Source organism: Ruegeria profundi (assembly GCF_001507545.1).
GTDB lineage: Bacteria > Pseudomonadota > Alphaproteobacteria > Rhodobacterales > Rhodobacteraceae > Ruegeria > Ruegeria profundi.
The window spans coordinates 643,960-662,185 of sequence record NZ_LQBP01000001.1 but is presented as its reverse complement, the minus strand read 5'-3'; the positions used below and the strand labels follow the sequence as shown (position 1 = coordinate 662,185).

20 protein-coding genes are annotated in these 18,226 nt (G+C 58.0%); 11 read left to right on the top strand and 9 right to left on the bottom strand.

Annotation, left to right across the window (positions count from 1 at the left end; translation table 11 throughout):
- Positions 1-138 precede the first annotated feature (138 nt).
- From AVO44_RS03265 to upp, 7 genes are all read left to right on the top strand, one after another.
- Positions 139-834 (top strand): hypothetical protein, encoded by a 696-nt coding sequence (locus tag AVO44_RS03265; RefSeq protein WP_068332395.1) that lies wholly within the window; start codon positions 139-141, stop codon positions 832-834.
- Positions 803-1,900, top strand: coding sequence for a cupin domain-containing protein (locus AVO44_RS03260; RefSeq protein WP_068332394.1), 1,098 nt, complete (start codon positions 803-805; stop codon positions 1,898-1,900). Before AVO44_RS03265 ends, AVO44_RS03260 begins: the two co-directional genes overlap by 32 nt.
- Before the next feature lie 66 nt (positions 1,901-1,966).
- Positions 1,967-2,383, top strand: coding sequence for a cytidine deaminase (locus tag AVO44_RS03255; protein ID WP_082677366.1), 417 nt, complete (start codon positions 1,967-1,969; stop codon positions 2,381-2,383).
- A gap of 4 nt (positions 2,384-2,387) precedes the next feature.
- Positions 2,388-3,695: a thymidine phosphorylase gene (locus AVO44_RS03250; protein WP_068332393.1), complete on the top strand. Its 1,308-nt coding sequence runs from the start codon at positions 2,388-2,390 to the stop codon at positions 3,693-3,695.
- Positions 3,692-4,903: a phosphopentomutase gene (locus AVO44_RS03245; RefSeq protein ID WP_068332392.1), complete on the top strand. Its 1,212-nt coding sequence runs from the start codon at positions 3,692-3,694 to the stop codon at positions 4,901-4,903. Before AVO44_RS03250 ends, AVO44_RS03245 begins: the two co-directional genes overlap by 4 nt.
- The gene (locus tag AVO44_RS03240) at positions 4,900-5,886 is read left to right on the top strand and encodes an adenosine deaminase (RefSeq protein ID WP_068332390.1); all 987 of its coding nucleotides are present in this window, start codon (positions 4,900-4,902) and stop codon (positions 5,884-5,886) included. The genes AVO44_RS03245 and AVO44_RS03240 overlap by 4 nt, the downstream gene beginning before the upstream one ends.
- Positions 5,883-6,515: a uracil phosphoribosyltransferase gene (upp, locus tag AVO44_RS03235; RefSeq protein ID WP_068332388.1), complete on the top strand. Its 633-nt coding sequence runs from the start codon at positions 5,883-5,885 to the stop codon at positions 6,513-6,515. Before AVO44_RS03240 ends, upp begins: the two co-directional genes overlap by 4 nt.
- A 6-nt stretch (positions 6,516-6,521) precedes the next feature.
- Here upp and AVO44_RS03230 read toward each other — a convergent pair whose 3' ends face one another.
- Positions 6,522-7,538: a hypothetical protein gene (locus tag AVO44_RS03230; protein WP_068332385.1), complete on the bottom strand. Its 1,017-nt coding sequence runs from the start codon at positions 7,536-7,538 to the stop codon at positions 6,522-6,524.
- 159 nt (positions 7,539-7,697) lie between these two features.
- Here AVO44_RS03230 and AVO44_RS03225 point away from each other — a divergent pair, with 159 nt between their 5' ends.
- Both AVO44_RS03225 and AVO44_RS03220 read left to right on the top strand, forming a co-directional pair.
- Positions 7,698-8,360 carry a sulfotransferase family 2 domain-containing protein gene (locus AVO44_RS03225; RefSeq protein WP_068332382.1) on the top strand — a complete coding sequence of 221 codons (663 nt, stop codon included), beginning with the start codon at positions 7,698-7,700 and terminating at the stop codon, positions 8,358-8,360.
- 176 nt (positions 8,361-8,536) lie between these two features.
- On the top strand, positions 8,537-9,292 hold the full coding sequence (locus AVO44_RS03220) for a Hint domain-containing protein (protein ID WP_233421903.1): 756 nt from the start codon (positions 8,537-8,539) through the stop codon (positions 9,290-9,292).
- A 66-nt stretch (positions 9,293-9,358) separates the two neighbouring features.
- Here AVO44_RS03220 and AVO44_RS03215 read toward each other — a convergent pair whose 3' ends face one another.
- From AVO44_RS03215 to AVO44_RS03180, 8 genes are all read right to left on the bottom strand, one after another.
- The gene (locus AVO44_RS03215) at positions 9,359-11,560 is read right to left on the bottom strand and encodes a 3-hydroxyacyl-CoA dehydrogenase NAD-binding domain-containing protein (protein ID WP_068332379.1); all 2,202 of its coding nucleotides are present in this window, start codon (positions 11,558-11,560) and stop codon (positions 9,359-9,361) included.
- Positions 11,553-12,041, bottom strand: a complete 489-nt coding sequence (locus tag AVO44_RS03210; protein WP_068332376.1) for a cupin domain-containing protein — start codon at positions 12,039-12,041, stop codon at positions 11,553-11,555. Before AVO44_RS03210 ends, AVO44_RS03215 begins: the two co-directional genes overlap by 8 nt.
- Positions 12,041-13,252 (bottom strand): acetyl-CoA C-acetyltransferase, encoded by a 1,212-nt coding sequence (locus AVO44_RS03205; protein WP_068332373.1) that lies wholly within the window; start codon positions 13,250-13,252, stop codon positions 12,041-12,043. Before AVO44_RS03205 ends, AVO44_RS03210 begins: the two co-directional genes overlap by 1 nt.
- An 11-nt stretch (positions 13,253-13,263) precedes the next feature.
- Positions 13,264-13,902, bottom strand: coding sequence for a glutathione S-transferase family protein (locus AVO44_RS03200; RefSeq protein WP_068332370.1), 639 nt, complete (start codon positions 13,900-13,902; stop codon positions 13,264-13,266).
- 130 nt (positions 13,903-14,032) lie between these two features.
- Entirely contained in the window at positions 14,033-14,245 is a 213-nt protein-coding gene (locus AVO44_RS03195; RefSeq protein WP_068332367.1) for a hypothetical protein, read from the bottom strand.
- Positions 14,246-14,300: 55 nt separating this feature from the next.
- Positions 14,301-16,082: an acyl-CoA dehydrogenase C-terminal domain-containing protein gene (locus AVO44_RS03190; protein ID WP_068332363.1), complete on the bottom strand. Its 1,782-nt coding sequence runs from the start codon at positions 16,080-16,082 to the stop codon at positions 14,301-14,303.
- Between the two features lie 46 nt (positions 16,083-16,128).
- Positions 16,129-16,530: a MerR family transcriptional regulator gene (locus tag AVO44_RS03185; protein WP_068332361.1), complete on the bottom strand. Its 402-nt coding sequence runs from the start codon at positions 16,528-16,530 to the stop codon at positions 16,129-16,131.
- 270 nt (positions 16,531-16,800) lie between these two features.
- Positions 16,801-17,169, bottom strand: coding sequence for a MerR family transcriptional regulator (locus AVO44_RS03180; RefSeq protein ID WP_068332359.1), 369 nt, complete (start codon positions 17,167-17,169; stop codon positions 16,801-16,803).
- A gap of 113 nt (positions 17,170-17,282) precedes the next feature.
- Between AVO44_RS03180 and AVO44_RS03175 the strand changes: the two genes are divergently transcribed.
- Positions 17,283-17,702 (top strand): PaaI family thioesterase, encoded by a 420-nt coding sequence (locus tag AVO44_RS03175; RefSeq protein ID WP_068332357.1) that lies wholly within the window; start codon positions 17,283-17,285, stop codon positions 17,700-17,702.
- Positions 17,702-18,220 carry a PaaI family thioesterase gene (locus AVO44_RS03170; RefSeq protein ID WP_068332355.1) on the top strand — a complete coding sequence of 173 codons (519 nt, stop codon included), beginning with the start codon at positions 17,702-17,704 and terminating at the stop codon, positions 18,218-18,220. The genes AVO44_RS03175 and AVO44_RS03170 overlap by 1 nt, the downstream gene beginning before the upstream one ends.
- Positions 18,221-18,226: the final 6 nt, after the last annotated feature.

The following is an 18,226-nucleotide window of genomic DNA, read 5'->3' as shown; positions in this document are numbered from 1 at the left end:
TTTTTCTTAGCTTGGCTACGTCAGGTCACCTCATCAGATGGATGTACCGATTTCAGTCGTTTCGGTTGATTTCAGTCGCAGAACTATTACATTCCGGCAACTTTTGAATCCTCGCCGTTATGTTTCGAGAAGACCGGTATGAGCTATAGTGAAGACCATGGGCCGGACACCGCCCTTACTAGTAAGAACGGGTTTGGCGCCGGTCGCGTTGCGTTTTGTGCAGTCATCGCTTTGGCCATTGGTATCCTTTGCGCGATCTCGATCTGGCCGATGCAGGCTGCGGCACTCAATCAAGAAGGCGGTCTGATCGAAACAGGCTCGGCCGCAGCGTTGTTGGCTGCTGGCGTGGCGGCCCTGGTTCGGTACCGTGGTATCAGCCGTTTTTATATTGGCGTGGTTTGCCTTTTGTTGGCGGAGCGAGAGCTTGAGGCCGATGTGTACGCAACGGATAGCTTGCCGTACCAGATTCTTAACGGCCTCGATGTCATGCTGGATATGACGCTTGTGCGGGTGGTGCTGGCCGTTGTCGTCTTGGGCGGTGTTTTCTGGCACGGCGTACCAAATGCTTGGCAGGCGCTAAAAATCCGCGCGCCGTTTCTTATGGTCTTCATTTTGGCTGGCATGCTGGCTGTTGTTGCGCAGGGCTTGGAAGAAATCAGCAGTGCCTTTGGCGACGAAATGACAATGGTCATGGTCGTCCGCTTGTTCGCGCTGGAAGAAACGCTTGAGATGTATTTTTCGATTGGCATTTTGGCCGCCGTTCTGATCGGATGGCCGAAAACCAAGACCGATGAGACATCAGATGAGCAAATCGCCAAAGACAACATGCGCTGAAATCCGCCTGCCAACGCAGGAGCTGCGCAACGATATTCCGTTTTACACCAAGGTTTTGGGTATGCGGATGGATATGATCTATCCGGCCGATGACCCACGTATTGCCGTTTTTTCCGGCCATGGTCTGCGCGTGCGAATTGTCAAGGACGCGCCCGAGGCGCCCGGGACACTCAGAATCCTGACAGATGCTCCGGATGAGTTCGCGGACGGAAAGCGCAGCTTGGTGGCCCCAAATGGCACACGGGTTGAAATCGATGAGCTGAACCCGCCTTTGGTCATGCCTGAAACGGTGCATTCCTTCGTTGTACGCAGGCTCAAGGATCAGGCACCGTGGATTATCGGGCGGGCAGGGATGCACTATCGCGATCTGGTGCCGGATCGGCTGGGCGGGTCTATCATCGCCAGTCATATCCGTATCCCCGACGGGGGTCCGGTGCCGGACATGGTGCATTTCCACAAGGTTGGGTTTCAACTGATCTTCTGCATCCACGGCTGGGTTGACGTTGTGTACGAGGATCAGGGAGAAAAGATGCGCCTGACGGCAGGGGATTGCTTTATCCAGCCCCCCGAAATTCGCCACCGTGTGCTCGAAGCGTCAGACAATGTGCAGGTGATCGAGATCGGCGTTCCGGCCGAACATGTCACCGAGATTGATCACGACATGGAATTGCCCACGCCACATTTCCGCCCCGAGCGGGAATGGCAGGGCCAGCGATTCGTCTTTAATCAGGCCGAGGGTGCCGAATGGGTGCCGTTCCGACTTCCGGGTTACATCTGCCGCGACACGACGATTGCCGAAAACACCAAAGGCGTTGCCGGGGTGCAGGTTGTGCGTAAAGGGCAGGGCGATCCGGTTTGGGCATCCCATGACACGGATATCCATTTTACCTTTGTCATGAATGGAGAAGTCACGCTGGAAGGCGAAGGCCGCGAACCTTACCGGCTGGAACAAGGCGATGCGTTCGTGATCCCGCCCGGTATGCGCACGCGCCTGTCTGATCCGTCAGATGACGTCGAGCTGCTTGAGGTGACGCTTCCGGGCACGTTCAATACGACGCTTGGCTAGGGAAACTTCTGTCCGGGGGCTTCAACTGTTTGGGCGAATGCATTTAGTGTATGCACTTCTGACCAGATGATCAAAAATTGGGGAATCACAATGCCGCTGAAGGACGCAGCCTTGGCTGTTCGGGAAAAAGCCTATGCTCCCTATTCCAAGTTCAAGGTGGGCGCAGCGATCCGTTCTGCGTCAGGTGAGGTTTTTTCCGGCTGTAACGTCGAAAACGTAGCATACCCCGAAGGCACCTGTGCCGAGGCGGGCGCAATTGCTGCCATGGTGGCTGCGGGTGAGCTTTCCCTGACCGAGGTTTACGTTGTTGCGTCATCTCCGCAACCTGTGCCGCCCTGTGGTGGGTGCCGTCAGAAACTGGCCGAATTTGGCAAGCGCGACGTCAAGGTGACGCTTGCGACCGTCGACGGGGTCGAATTCGAAACAACGATTGGTGATCTGTTGCCGGGCGCCTTTGACGCCTCGCATATGGAAGACGTCTGAGCAGATGGACGCCCGCTCGATCATTGCCAAGCTCCGTCGGTCGCAAGTGCCCAATGGCGAAGAACTGCGCTGGTTCGCGCAGGGTCTCGCCGATGGCGGCGTCAGTGATGCGCAGGCCGGAGCCTTTGCAATGGCGGTCTGCATGGGGGGCTTGGGTCAGCAGGGGCGCGCTGATCTGACCATTGCCATGCGCGACAGCGGCGATGTGCTGAGCTGGGATTTCGACGGTCCCGTTGTCGACAAACACTCGACCGGGGGGGTGGGCGACAGTGTCAGCCTCGTCCTGGCACCCGCGCTGGCCGAGCTTGGAGCATATGTCCCCATGATCTCGGGCCGCGGGCTTGGACACACCGGGGGGACGCTGGACAAGCTTGAGGCTATTCCCGGCGTTACCACTCAGATCGGGCAGGATCGTTTGATGCAAATCTTGCGCGATACCGGCGCGGCCATTGTTGGCGCGACCGGGCAGATCGCGCCTGCGGACAAACGGCTCTATGCAATTCGCGATGTGACCGCGACGGTAGAGAGCCTTGATCTGATCACCGCCTCCATCCTGTCGAAAAAACTGGCCGCCAGCCCCGAGGCGTTGGTTCTGGACGTTAAGGTCGGATCGGGTGCGTTCATGAAAACGCTGCAGGACGCACGCGAATTGGCGCAGGCACTGACCGAGACGGCGAATGCAGCAGGATGCCGGACTTCGGCGGTCATCACCGATATGAATCAGCCGCTTGCCCCGGCACTCGGCAATGCGCTGGAAGTGGCCGAGGTGATGATGGTTCTGACTCAAGCGCATGACGCGCCTCTTGCGGAAATTTCGGCAGAGCTGGGCGGGGTTTTGCTGGCGGATGCCGGGATGTTCGAAACGGTGGACGAGGGGCGCGACAAAATCACGGACGTGATCCGTGACGGCCGCGCGGCCGAGCGCTTTGGCCGCATGATGGCGGCAGTGGGCGGGCCGCTGCAATTCGTTGAAAACTGGAGCCGTTACCTGCCCGAAGCCAGCGTGATCCTAGAAGTTCCTGCCCCTGAAAGCGGGTATGTCTCTGCAATAGATGGCGAAGCCCTTGGCCTTGCCGTGGTCGCGCTGGGCGGCGGGCGGCAGGTTGAAGATGATGTGATAGACCCGGCCGTTGGCCTGTCGGGCATTGTTCGGTTGGGCGACAAGGTTGATCGGGGCGCACCGTTGGCGGTCGTTCATGCCGCGCGTGAGGACGCAGCACGGGAAGTCGCTCAGACGGTGTTGCGCGCCATCACGATTGGCCCGGACGCGATCACGTCCCCAACGCTTGTCCACGAAAGGATTTCCCCGTGACCCGAGCCTTTTTGGTCGTGATGGATTCGGTGGGCATTGGCGGTGCGCCGGACGCAGGCAAGTTCTTCAACGGTGAGACGCCCGATACCGGCGCAAATACCCTTGCTCATATTGCGCAGGCCTGTGCTGAGGGTCGGGCGGAGCAGGGCCGATCAGGGCCTCTTTCCGTGCCAAATCTTGACGTCTTGGGATTGGGGGCCGCAACGCGCCTTGCTTCGGATGAGGAGACGCCCGGTTTGCATGCTACGCCAACCGGCCTTTGGGGCTGCGCGCGTGAGCATTCGGCGGGCAAAGACACCCCCTCGGGTCATTGGGAGCTGGCCGGGCTGCCAGTGCCATGGGACTGGCATTACTTTCCGAACACGACACCGTCGTTCCCTACTGAACTGAGCCGCGCCGCTGCTGAGGCCGCGGGAACCGATGGTATTCTGGGCGACTGCCATGCCTCTGGCACCGCAATCATCGCAGAACTGGGGGCTGAGCACGTGCGAACTGGATGGCCGATCTGCTATACCTCCGCCGACAGCGTGTTCCAGATCGCCGCGCATGAGGAAAGCTTTGGCCTCGACCGGCTTTTGCAGATGTGCAAAACGCTGGCGCCGCGACTGCATGCGATGAAAGTGGGGCGCGTGATTGCGCGACCTTTCATTGGGACACCGGAAGAGGGGTTCACCCGTACCACCAACCGCAAGGACTTTGCCATCCTGCCGCCCGCACCGGTTCTAACCAATTGGGCACAGGATGCCGGGCGGCGCGTACATGCGGTCGGCAAGATAGGCGATATCTTCTCGATGCAGGGGATCGACACGCTGCGCAAGGGATCGGATGCCGAACTGATGCGACACCTGTCCGATCTTGTTGATGAGGCCGAAGAGGGGAGCCTGACATTCGCCAATTTTGTTGAGTTCGACAGCCTCTATGGCCATCGCCGCGACATCAGCGGATACGCCCGCGCGCTGGAATGGTTTGACCACGAGATTGGCGCGATCCTGCAAAAGCTGCGCCCCGGAGACTTGATGCTACTGACCGCTGATCACGGAAATGACCCCAGCTGGATCGGCACCGATCACACACGCGAACAAGTGCCGGTTCTGATCGCAGGACGACAGGCGGGCCAAATCGGTGCGGTGAACTTCGCCGATATCGCCGCCAGCATCGCGCATCATTTGAACATTCCGGCACAGGGACCGGGAAAGAGCTTCCTATGACCATAGAAGACCTGCCTAAGATCGAGCTGCACCTGCATCACGAAGGCGCGGCACCGCCCGCCTTTATCCGCCAACTTGCGCATGAAAAACGCATCGACCTGAGCGGTATCTTCAAGCCGGACGGCAGCTATGACTTCCGTGATTTCGCGCATTTTCTCAGCGTGTACGAAGCGGCGTGTGAGGTGCTGAAGACGCCCGAAGATTTCCGACGCCTGACCTTGGCGATCCTCGAAGAAAGCGCGGCCAATGGCGTGGTTTATTCGGAAACTTTCCTCAGCCCCGATTTTTGTGGTGGCGGGGACGTGAACGCCTGGCGCGACTACCTCAGCGCTATTCAGGACGCGGCAGATGAGGCCGAGCGTAAATTCGAAATTACCCTGCGCGGAATCGTTACATGCGTCCGCCATTTCGGGCCGGAACAAGCAAAGATCAGCGCCCGATGCGCTGCTGAAACTGCCGGAAACTGGGTCACCGGATTTGGAATGGGGGGCAACGAATCCGTCGGCGCACAAGGCGATTATCAATGGGCCTTTGACTGCGCCCGCGAAGCCGGTTTGCGTCTGACGTCGCATGCCGGTGAATTCGGCGGCCCCGAAAGCGTGCGCGATGCGGTCCGTTACTTGGGGGTCGAACGGATCGGGCACGGCGTTCGCGCCATTGAGGACCCGGACCTTGTCCGCGAGTTGGTTGACCGCGAGATCACGCTTGAAGTCTGTCCGGGGTCAAACGTGGTTTTGGGCCTGTTTCCCGATTTCGAAGCCCACCCGATCGAGAAACTGCGCGATGCAGGCGTCAAAGTCACCGTTTCCACGGATGACCCGCCGTTTTTCCACACTACAATGCGGCGCGAATATGAAATGCTGGGCAAAGCCTTCGATTGGAAAGCCGAGGATTTTGCTGCCATAAACCACACCGCCCTGGCGGCGGCTTTTTGCGATGAAGACACCCGTGCGCGGGTCAAGAAAAGACTGGAGAGAACATGAGCGAACACCTGACCGTCGTTGACCACCCGTTGGTCCAGCACAAATTGACGCTCATGCGTGACAAGGGCACGTCAACCGCTGGATTCCGTCAGTTGTTGCGTGAAATCACCCTGCTGCTGGCCTATGAAGTCACGCGTGAGCTAAAGCTGACCACCCGTAATATCGAAACCCCGATGGAAGAAATGGATGCCCCAATTCTGGCCGGTAAGAAGCTGGCGCTGGTTTCGATCCTGCGGGCAGGGAACGGCATGCTGGATGGGGTGCTGGAACTGATTCCTTCGGCCCGTGTCGGGTTTGTAGGGCTCTATCGCGATGAAGAAACTCTGAAACCGGTTCAGTACTACTTCAAGGCGCCCGAAGGTCTGAAAGACCGTCTGGTCATCGCCGTTGATCCGATGTTGGCCACGGGCAACAGTTCGGCTGCTGCGATTGATCTGCTGAAAGAGGCCGGGGCCACCGACATCCGTTTTCTCTGCTTGCTGGCTGCTCCCGAAGGTGTGGAGCGGATGAAAGAAGCGCATCCCGATGTTAAGATCGTAACTGCCGCGCTCGATCGCGAGTTGAACTCGAAAGGCTACATCATGCCCGGTTTAGGTGACGCAGGAGACCGGATGTTCGGTACCAAGTAACACCGTTTATTCCCCGCAGATGTTTTGGAGCCGGACCCAGTCGCGGTCCGGCAGAACCTGCTGCAGGGGGCGCCCTGCCATCGGGTCCGCCTCGATCAGGCCTAGAACCGTTTCACCGGTGACATCCACCGCATAGGCATATGGCGTCGATGGAAGCGCTGTTTGTGCAAAGACCTCCAGCACTTCATCATCGGGTAAGGATGGGCGAAGTTCGGACAGAACCTGCTCGGTATAAGTGTCGATGATCTCGGGCGTCAGTTCTCCGGTTGTCAGCAGCCGGAAAGCCGTTGTGACGCCGGTACGATCCAACAGGTCATCCAGCGGATCCTGCGCCTCAGTACGGGCACGCTCTGCGATGATGTAGCCAGCGGCGACCGAGGGATCCTCGTGATCCTCAACGAGCGCCCGGTTCAGTAGAACAATGCCTCCGGGCAGGCTCAGGCTGGTTTGCACCCCCGCGGGCAGAATGACGATTTTCCGAACACCAGTGCGAGCAGCCAACTGGTCCAAAGCGGCCTGTGCGTCGTTTGACGTACACGCACGGCCCGAGACCCTCTCGATCCGACGAAGGATCGTGTTTCCGATATCCTGACGTTTGATGTCCGGCACAACCGAGATGACATGATTCTGCAAGGCAACCGGCAGCCAAAGCAGCAACAAGGCGGCCACGGCGGCGAACACCCCGGCGACAGTGACCCAACGCAGTCGGCCGGGATGCGGCCGTGCCCGTTCGATGGCCCGTTGCAGCCGGTCGATCGCCTCGATCATCGTGGTTTCGGTTTCTGCCAGCTCCAGCGTTTCAGCCGGATCACCGTCCGGGTTGAATATGGCCGGAAACCCACCGGGATTCTGCCGCTCGAGCGCAGCCAGAGACCAATGCGTCAACGCCTGTTCGTTGAAGTCCGAGATTGTCAGCGTGGCCTCGCCAATCGACACCACCACCTCGCGCCGTTGCATATCCGGCGAGGGGCGCCACAGACCGGTGGCCTCAATCCGCTGGTACTGTTTAAGGGCCGTTTTCAAGGTGGGGGTGCTCGTGATTATTTTCCGTCAGCTTAACATGCGAAAATCCAAAGGCGCAAACCTGTTGCGCGCCGTTTTGAAAATGTGCTGGATATCGTAACGCGCGGTCGCGATGTATGTTTGGCGGTCAAAAAGCGCCGTAGCGCTCGGAGAGGCAGCATGATCATTTCGCGCGGGCGTCGCTACGTGTTTGTCCATATTCCAAAGACGGGCGGCACGTCTTTGGCACAGGCCTTGGAAGATCGTGCGATGAAGGATGACATCCTGTTCGGAGATACGCCCAAAGCTATAAAACGACGCAAAAGGGCTAAGGCTTTGACGGGTAAGGGACGGTTGTGGAAGCATTCAACCCTGGCCGATATCGACGGGGTTCTTTCGATAGACGAACTTCAATCCCTGACCACGTTCACAATGGTGCGTAACCCGTGGGACCGGATCGTCAGCTACTATCACTGGCTGCGCGTTCAACGCTTTGACCACCCCGCAGTTTCGCTGGCGCAGAGGTTGAATTTTGAGGAGTTTGTTCTGCACCGTGACACGGTAAAGTCATTTCGACTGAACCCCGCCCGGCGGTATATGACCCGCGCAGATGGGGTTGAGCAATGTCAGCACTATATTCGGCTGGAACAGTTCAATCAGGATGCGAACGCCTTGTTCGATCACCTTGGGTTCAACCTGACCTTGCCTCGGTTGAACCGGTCACAGCGACAGAAAGATTATCGTCACTACTATACTGATCGGTCGGCTTCGGTGGTCGCCGAAGCCTGCAATGAGGATATCGCAAGATTCGGGTATGCGTTTGATCCAGAAGGCGAAGCATAGTTTCCAAATCTATCCTAATGAGCATTTTTCTTCCGATGTTGTTTGGATTTTCTGCGCATATTGCGGCAGAAATGGCCTAAATCCGGCCTTAATATGTCAAAAATAAGTCACCGCGTCGGGCTCTGTGTTACTCATCATTCTTAGTGGTTTTGAGTAAATAGTGGGTTCGGTTTTTGGTGAAAGTTGAGAGTGTCATAAGTTTTCCCCCGCGTCCTGACGCCCGGGGTACGGCTGAACCGCAGGCCGCGTTGAATGCGCGCCGGGGCGGTCTGGTCCATGGAACCAGGGTTTCCACGAATGGTGGGTGGAAGCCTGTAGAACAGATACAGCCCGGTGACCTGATACGCACAATGGACAATGGGTTTCAGGCGGTAAGCCGCGTTGCAACGGATTGCATCACTGTGCCACCGGATGAAACCAAGGCCGAGAATATGCCGATCCGCGTGCCATCGCACATGGCCTACAATGACAGGCCGGTCTGGCTGATGCCAGAGCAGGGCGTGGCGTTGGACAACACCAAGCTGTGTCATGATCCAATCGCGTTGCCGGTCAGCCTGCCTGTTGTATCGGCAAGACTGCTAAGCGGCATGTTTCGGATCACGTCAGATGTACCGGCCTCGTATTTTGACATCTCAACCCTGTTTTTCGAACAGGACGAGGTGATCTATATCGAAGGCGGGTTTCGCGCCTTCTGCCCCTCGGGGCGCTTTGGGTCGCGCACCATTCCCGGTCGCGCGTCTTATAAGGTAGTCGGGTCCGAGGCTGCAGCGGAATTGATTTCTCTGACAGCAAAGCGCAGAGATGTTGCCGTTCTGGCCAATTCTCTGGGGTCCTTGCCCGCACCGATTTTCGATCACGCCATTGTTCCGGCAAGGCCGGTGAGGGGGGCTCGTCGTCCCGGACGCCCGGGTCGTCCCGTGATCAGAACCTGAATGGGAAGCTGTATCTGAGACAGCAAGCAAACGCTGGCGCGAGGGGGCACGCGCCAGCGTTTTTCTTTAGGCGGCCTTGGCTTCGGGGTTGAAGCGACCATAGAAGCTTTGGCCCTTTTCAGCCATTTCGCGCAGCAACGGCGGGCAGGCGAACCGTTCGCCATAGGCTTGGGCCAATTGATCGCAACGCTCGGCGGCATAAGGCGTACCGATAATGTCCAACCAGCTGAACGGGCCGCCTGACCACGGTGCAAAGCCCCAACCAAGGATCGCGCCGACGTCGCCTTCGCGGATGTCTTCCAGAACGTCTTCCTCCAGCGCGCGGACCGCTTCAAGGACCTGAGCAAACATCAAACGTTCCTGCACTTCGATCAGGTCGGGCTGGTCTTCGGCATGCGGGTATTTCTCTTGCAGACCTTTCCAGTATTCGACGCGCTTGCCCTTGTCGTCATAGTCGAAAAAGCCCGCATTGGCCTTGCGACCCAAACGGCCCTGTTCCTCCATCCAGAAGATGACGTCATCGGATGGGCTTTCCGGATAATCATCGCCCATCGCTGCCTTGGTGGCACGCGCAATCTTAGCGCCCAGGTCAATCGAGGTCTCATCGGTCAGCTGGATCGGACCAACCGGGAAACCCAGTTGACGCGCAGCATTGTCGATCAGCACCGGGTTCACACCCTCGGCAATCATCCGGACACCTTCGTTGATGTAGGGGATGATGCAGCGGTTGGCGTAGAAGAAGCGCGCATCGTTGACGACGATCGGGGTCTTTCTGATCTGGCGCACGTAGTCAAGTGCCTTGGCGACGGCACGATCACCGGTTTCCTTGCCCTTGATGATCTCGACCAAGAACATCTTCTCAACGGGTGAGAAGAAGTGGATTCCGATAAACTGCTCGGGCCGTGCGGATGCTTTGGCCAGATCGGTGATCGGCAGGGTCGAGGTGTTCGAGGCAAAGATGCAGTCTTCCGGGATGATCGCCTCGACCTTCTTGGTCATCTCGGCCTTTACGCCCAAGTCTTCGAAAACGGCTTCGATGATCAGATCGCAGCCTTTCAGCTGATCCAGATCGGGGGTCGCGGTGATCTGGCCCAGCATCGCCTCTTTCTTCTCAGGGGTGGCTTTGCCGCGCTTGATGCCCTTGTCCAGATAGGACTCGGTATAGGCTTTGCCCTTGTCGGCGGCTTCCTGGTCGCGGTCGACCAGAACAACCTCCATCCCAGCCTGAGCCGAAACCAGCGCGATACCAGCGCCCATCATGCCAGCACCCAGAACGCCAACCTTTTTGACGCGTTGATCGGGCACATCCTTGGGACGGACAGCGCCTTTCTCCAGCGCTTCCTTGTTCAGGAAAAGCGAGCGGATCATGGCCGACGAGGATGGGTTCATCAGGATCGAGGTGAACCACCGCGCCTCAATCCGCAGGGCGGTGTCAAAATCGACCAGCGCGCCTTCGTAGATCGAACTCAGCAGAGCCTTGGCCGCCGGGAACGCACCTTGGGTTTTGCCGTGCACCATTGCGCTGGCACCGACAAAGGTCATGAAGCCAGCAGGGTGATAGGGTGCCCCGCCAGGCATTTTGTAACCCTTCGCGTCCCAAGGCTTGACCAGATCGGCGTCCTTCGCGTTCAGAACCCACTCTTTCGCGGCCGCAACCGGATCATCAGCCACGGCGTCGATCAGCTGCGCGCCCTTGGCTTTCTTCGGGTCCATCATCTTGCCTTCCAGCAGGACAGGGGCCGCCGCCATCGCACCTACCATACGGCTATAGCGCATGGTGCCGCCGCCGCCCGGGAAAATTCCCAACAGGATTTCCGGCAAGCCAATTTTGGCTTTCGGGTTGTCGGTCATGACGCGGTGGTGACAGGCCAGAGCGATCTCGGTCCCGATCCCGGCGCAGGTGCCGTTGATCGCACAGGCGATCGGCTTGCCGCCCTTCTTGGTCTTGGGGTCCATGCCCGCCAGTTCCAACTTGCGCAGGATGTGGTGGCCACCCATCACAAAATCGAACAGAGCCTGCGCTGGTTCATCGCCCGCTTCCTGACGAATGGTCGCCAAAGTATTCAGGTCCATACCACCGGCGAACGAGCCTTCCTTGCCACTGGTAATAACGATGCCTTTGACCTCGTCATCCTCCAGCGCCTGATCGATCAGTTGGCTGACCTCCTGAAAGGCTTCGCGGGTCAGTACGTTCATGGATTTGCCCTGGGCGTCCCAGGTCACAAAGGCGACGCCGTCTGCGTCTTTGCTCAGAGTGAAATCAGTCATTGTCATCTCCAATCTGGTCAGCCGTCAGCGGGCTGCCGTCTTTTCGGGTGAAAGAGAATCCGTTTTCATCATCCTTCACCATCATATCTATGTCGCTGTAATAGCCGGTCTCGGTCGGGGTCCGAGTGCCCACCACCAGAAAGGTCGCGGGCGCATCGGTTTTGTTCACAAGGTGGTGGCCGTTGGCCTCACCAGCAGGCCAAGCGGCGCAGTCACCGGGCAGCATCTCATGCTCACCATCGTCGTCGATCAGCACGCAGGTGCCGCTGAGCATGATGGCAAACTCATCTTGCATCATGTGATAGTGGCGCAACGAGGACATCCCCGCAGGTTCCAACCGCACGATGTTGACCCCGTATTGAGTCAGCCCGCCTGCATCGCCCACACGCTGCACGAAACGACCTGCGGTCGCCTCGGCCAGCTTGCCGGGATAGGACGATCCCCCCTGAAACGGGATCTGAGAGAGATCCAGCTTGGGCATCAGACCCGCTCGATAATGGTTGCCGCACCCATGCCGGACGCAATGCAGAGCGTGGCCAGACCGGTTTCCTTGTCCTGACGCTCCAGCTCATCCAGCAGCGTGCCGATAATCATCGCACCGGTCGCACCAAGTGGGTGGCCCATCGCGATTGAGCCGCCGTTGACGTTTACCAGCGCCGGATCGACATCGAACGCCTGCTGGAACCGCAGCACGACCGAGGCGAAGGCTTCGTTCACTTCGAACAAGTCCAGATCGCCGATTTGCATGCCATTATCGGCAAGGATTTTCTCGGTCACCGGAACCGGACCGGTCAGCATAATGGTCGGGTCGGTGCCGATCTTGGCGGTCGCCTTGATGCGGGCACGCGGTTTCAGGCCGTATTTCTCACCGAACTCTTTGTTGCCGATCAAAACAGCCGCCGCACCGTCCACGATGCCCGAGCTGTTGCCCGCGTGGTGGATGTGGTTGATCCGCTCCAGATGCGGGTATTTCAGCATCGCGACTTTGTCGAAGCCGGGCATCTGCTCACCCATCATCTGGAAGGACGGATTCAACGCGCCAAGGCTTTGCATGTCGGTGCCGGGGCGCATGTATTCGTCGCGATCCAGAATGGTCAGGCCGTTCTGGTCCTTGATGGTGATGACCGATTTCTCAAACCGGTTCTCTTCCCACGCTTTCGCGGCACGGTTCTGCGATTCAACGGCCAGCGCGTCAGCATCGTCACGGCTGAAGCCATATTCGGTGGCGATGATATCGGCCGAGATACCCTGCGGAACGAAATAGGTCTCCATCGCCAAAGTCGGATCAACCGCAATGGCCGCGCCATCGCTGCCCATGGCCACGCGGCCCATCATCTCGACACCGCCCGCGATATAGGCTTCGCCCGCGCCGCCTTTGACCTGGTTCGCGGCCAGGTTCACGGCTTCCATGCCCGAGGCGCAGAAACGGTTGATCGCCAAGCCGGGGATCGACTCATCCAGATCCGAAGCCAGAACCGCCGAGCGCGCCAGACAGCCGCCTTGCTCCATCACCTGAGTGACGTTGCCCCAAATCACATCCTCAACGGCGTGGCCTTCCAGATTGTTGCGCTCTTTCACCGCGTTCAGCGTCAGGGCGGACAAGCGCACCGAGGTTACCTCGTGCAGGCTGCCGTCCTTGCGGCCCTTGCCGCGCGGGGTGCGCAGGGCGTCATAAATATAAGCTTCGGTCATGGGTCTTCTCCTTAAGCTCGATCCGACGGGTTGCCGGGCATCAGGTCATAGGGGTGTTTCCAGCCGGGCTGTTCCGACAAACGGGTCAGCCAGGCGTCGATATTGGGCCAGTCGGCGCGGTCAAAGCCAAACGGTTCCGGGTAATACAGGTAGCCGCAACAGCTGATATCGGCATTGGTGACACCGTCACCGACGATCCAGTCGCGCTCGCTCAAGTGGCTCTCCAGAACTTGATAGGCGCCTTTCAGGCGGCCCTGGTTGAATGCGATCACGTCGGCATTGCGGTGCTCGGGTGGCAGAAAGTTCATCAGAAACCGGGTGACCCCGGCCATCGAGCTGAGTTTGTGGTTGTCCCACAGAACCCAGCGGAAAATTTCATAATTCTCATCCCGGTCCTTGCCGCCAAACTTACCCGATTTCTCGGTCACATAGGCCTGAATGGCACCGGACTGGCTGGTGCGGAAATCGCCATCTATCATGACGGGCGCTTCGCCCATTTCATTGACTTCGGCCCGGTATTCGGGCGTGCGCGTTGCGCCGTTGAAGAAATCGACAAACACAGGTTCCCACTCAAGGCCGGATAATTCGAGCGCTAAAGCGGCCTTGTAAGAGTTCCCGCTTTCTCCGAAGCAGTGAAGTTTGATGGTCATGGGATCGTCCTTCCAAAGGCGTGTGGTGCGGTGCCGAAACACGCGTATTTCGAGAAAGCTGAACCTTTCAGGTGGGCAGGGTTCGTCTTGCTGAAAACACGCATATCGAAAGCAAGTTTGACGAAAGCTGTCAGCGCTTGCGCGCCTCTAGCTCGGAATTAAAGGCGCGCAGTCGGCGGGTCAGTTTATCCTCATGAATGATGTTGTCGAAGTTTTCGAACAGGAAAGACAGCGCCTCACCTTCGTCAAGACCCGCCTCATGGGCGAAGCCGCGAAGCTTACGGTATCCGTCCTCGGTCATGGCGACGGGAAAGCGGCGTGTCAGGCGAAATCGTTTCGGCATTTCTCTCTCCTCCGAAAGTCCGGCCCGGGGCATGTGCCCACGGGCCGAATTGAGATCAAAAGTTTGCGGCCTCAAGCGCCATGACCGTATCAGCGCCAGTCTGAATGCGCGCAAGGTGCATGGACGTGGCGGGCAGGCGACGCGCCATGTAGAATCGGCCGGTATTGATCTTGGTCTCGTAGAACTCCGTGTCCGAGGCACCGCCATCCAGAGCGTCTTGCGCGGCTTTGGCCATCTGCGCCCACATCAGGCCCAGGCAGACATGGCCAAACATATGCATGAAGTCATAAGAGCCAGACAGCGCGTTGTTCGGATTCTTCATGCCTTCCTGCATGAAGTACATGCCAGCGGCTTGCAGGTCTTTCGACGCAGCTTTCAACGGTTCGATAAAGGCTTTGTCATAGGCTTCGTTTTGACCACCGTTTTCCTTGCAGAAGGTTTTGACCATTTCGAAGAACGCCATCACGTGCTTGCCGCCGTCCTGAGCCAGCTTACGGCCCACAAGGTCCAGCGCCTGAACGCCATTTGCACCTTCGTAGATCATCGCGATCCGGGCGTCGCGCGTGTATTGCGACATGCCCCATTCTTCGATGTAGCCATGCCCACCATAAACCTGCTGGGCCTGAACGGTCATGTCATAGCCTTGATCTGTCAGAAAGCCCTTGATGACCGGGGTCAGCAGCGAGATCAGACCATCCGCATCCTTGTCACTCGACCGGTGCGCCTTGTCGATCATGGTCGCGCCCCAAAGGATGAACGCGCGGGCGCCTTCGGTAAAGCTTTTCTGATCCATCAGGTTGCGGCGGATGTCGGGATGTACGATCAGCGGGTCGGCGGGGCCGTCAGGGTTTTTCACACCGGTCACATCGCGGCCCTGCAGCCGATCCTTGGCATATTCCAGTGCGTTTTGGAACGCGGCCTCGGCTTGCGCCAGACCCTGCATGCCTACACCCAGACGCGCTTCGTTCATCATGGTGAACATGGCGCGCATGCCCTTGTGTTCCTCGCCCAGCAACCATCCGGTGGAGTCGTCGTAATTCATGACGCAGGTGGAGTTTCCGTGGATACCCATCTTTTCTTCGATCTTGCCGACCGAAACACCGTTGCGCTCACCCAGAGACCCATCTTCATTGACGATGAATTTGGGAACGATGAACAGCGACACGCCCTTGATGCCCTCGGGGCCGCCGGGGATCTTGGCCAGCACCAGGTGAATGATGTTGTCGGCCATGTCGTGATCGCCGGATGAGATAAAGATCTTCTGGCCAGTGATCTTGTAGCTGCCATCACCCTGCGGCTCGGCCTTGGTGCGCATCAGGCCCAGATCCGTGCCACAATGCGGTTCGGTCAGGTTCATGGTGCCGGTCCATTCACAGCTGACCATATTGGGCAGGTATTTGTTCTTTTGCTCGTCAGTGCCGTGCGCCAGAATGGCGGATGCGGCACCGTGCGTCAGACCCTGGTACATCGTGAAGGCCTGGTTCGCGGCCGAGAACATCTCGCCCACTGCGGTGCCCATAACGTATGGCATGTTCTGGCCACCGTATTCCTCGGGCATGTCGAGACCGGTCCAGCCACCTTCTTTCACCTGCTCAAAGGCACCTTTGAACCCTGTGGGTGTGTACACGATGCCATTTTCCAGCCGACACCCTTCGGTGTCACCCACAACGTTAAGCGGGTGCAGAACGTTCGTGGCGACCTTGCCGGCTTCTTCCAGCACGGCGCCAGTGAATTCAGCCTCCAGTTCGCTGTATCCCGGAATGTCGGATTCCGATACTTTCAGAACATTATGCAAAATGAACTGAGTGTCTTTGGTAGGCGCATTATAGACGGGCATTTGAAGCTCCCTTAAATTCAGATGTCCGGGGATAAGGCCGTGAGGGTTATTCAGCGGCCTTTTTCTCATTCTTCATCGAGGCGATGACTTTCTCGCCCCAGCGCAGCTGTTCTTTCAGATCGTCAATGGCCTGAGTCAGTTCTTCACGGCGGGCTTCCATATCTGCCAGACGTTCCCTTGCGATTTCGAAGGTCCGGGTCATCTGGGTCATTTGCTGGTCGCCCACATGGTACAGGTCCAGTAGCTGCCGGATCTCTTCCAGGCTGAAACCGAAACGCTTGCCGCGCAGGATCAGCTTGAGACGCGCCCGGTCACGTTTGGTGAACAGACGTTTCTGCCCCTCGCGGATTGGAAACAAAAGCTCCTTGGCCTCGTAAAAACGCAAGGTGCGCGGCGTGACATCATATGTCTCGCACATTTCACGGATGGTCATAAGATCTTCGGTCATGGTTTCAGTACTTTCGTCACTGGCGTCTAATCAGTCAGGTGCGCAGTCGATGCGCAGGTTACAACACGTAGATGACGTTCACGTAATGCAAACGCTACGTCACTCTGAAAGTTTACGTAACTTCCTCTTGCGTCAAGATGTGGTTTGCCTTCGGCTCAAGGCGTGACGTAACGGAATTTTGATGGATGGCTGAGCGACACACAGCGTCAGACAGGGCCAAAAGCCCAGACGAATTGGCAAGCGATACCTGTAACCTAGCCCCGAAAGGGATCAGCCAAGCGATTTAGCCGTCTGTTCGCGCAGGCGTTGGAGTTCTTCCATCGCCTCGTCCAATTGCTGACGCTGCTTTTCAAGTTCCGGCATTTGGCGGTCGGCCAGCTTGATGAACTCGGCCATCTGGGCCCGGTTCCCCTGATCTTCGTAGATCAACAGCCATTGACGAATTTCTTCTAATGAAAAGCCAAAAAGCCGTCCGCGCATGATCAATTTCATCCGCGCGCATTCACGAGGTCCATAGTAACGGGTACGGCCTTCGCGCTCGGGGTTCAATAGCTCAATATATTCATAATATCGCAAGGTGCGCTTGGTTACATCGAACTTTTCGCACATCTCGTTTAATGACAAACGGTTGTCAGTCATTTCGGGTCTCCTCGACTGCAAACTAGGGTGTCGTGACGACAAGCGCAACAGGCGGTCTTGCCCTTTTGTGGGGCACAGGCTCATAAAGGGTGAAATCGAAGGGATACATATACATGGTCGACAAAGTAGCGATTGCGCGCCGGTTCATTGAGGCGATCCCGCATGCCAAGGCGCTTGGGCTTAACTTGTCCACAATCAGCGAAGGTGAGGCTGAAATCACCATGCCATACAACCCTGATCTGGTCGGAGATCCCAGAACTGGCGTGATCCACGGCGGGGCCGTTTTCGCGGCGCTGGATACCTGCTGCGGTGCTGCTGTCATGAGCCACCCCTCGGCCCCGGGCGCGACGGCCACCATAGACCTGCGGATCGACTACATGCGCGCGGCAACGCCGGGGCAGAACATCACGACCCACGCCATCTGCTATCACATTACCCGCAATGTTGCTTTTGTCCGTGCAACTGCGATGGATGATGACCGGAACCGACCGGTGGCGACCGCCGCAGGAGCCTTCACGGTGGAGGGGCTGTGATGGCGCGCCTTCGTCCCGAACCCATGCAGGTTGTCAAGCAACGTCGTGACGCCGCCCTGAACGCGATTGTGCAGGGGGTGCCCTATATCCGCTTTCTCAACATTACCTTCGACCGACGCGGGGATGAGCTGACGGGCGTGTTGAACTTTGACGACAAGCTGATTGGAAATCCGCTACTGCCCGCACTGCACGGGGGCGTCACGGCGGCATTCCTGGAAGTCACCGCTGTGATTACGCTGAGTTGGGAGTATTTCTTTCCCCGTATCGAAAGCGGTGAGATTGATCCTGAAGACCTGTTCGAGGCTGAAACGATACGGTTCCCGAAAACCGTCGATTTCACTGTTGATTACCTGCGCTCTGGCTTGCCTCGGGATGCCTATGCACGCGCTTTCGTCAGCCGGTCTGGCCGCAGATACGCTTCGGTCCGGGTTGAAGCCTGGCAGGACAATCACGCGCGCCCGATTGCGCAGGCCACAGGGCATTTCCTTATGCCGCAATCCGAACCGATAAAAGAGTAGACTGCG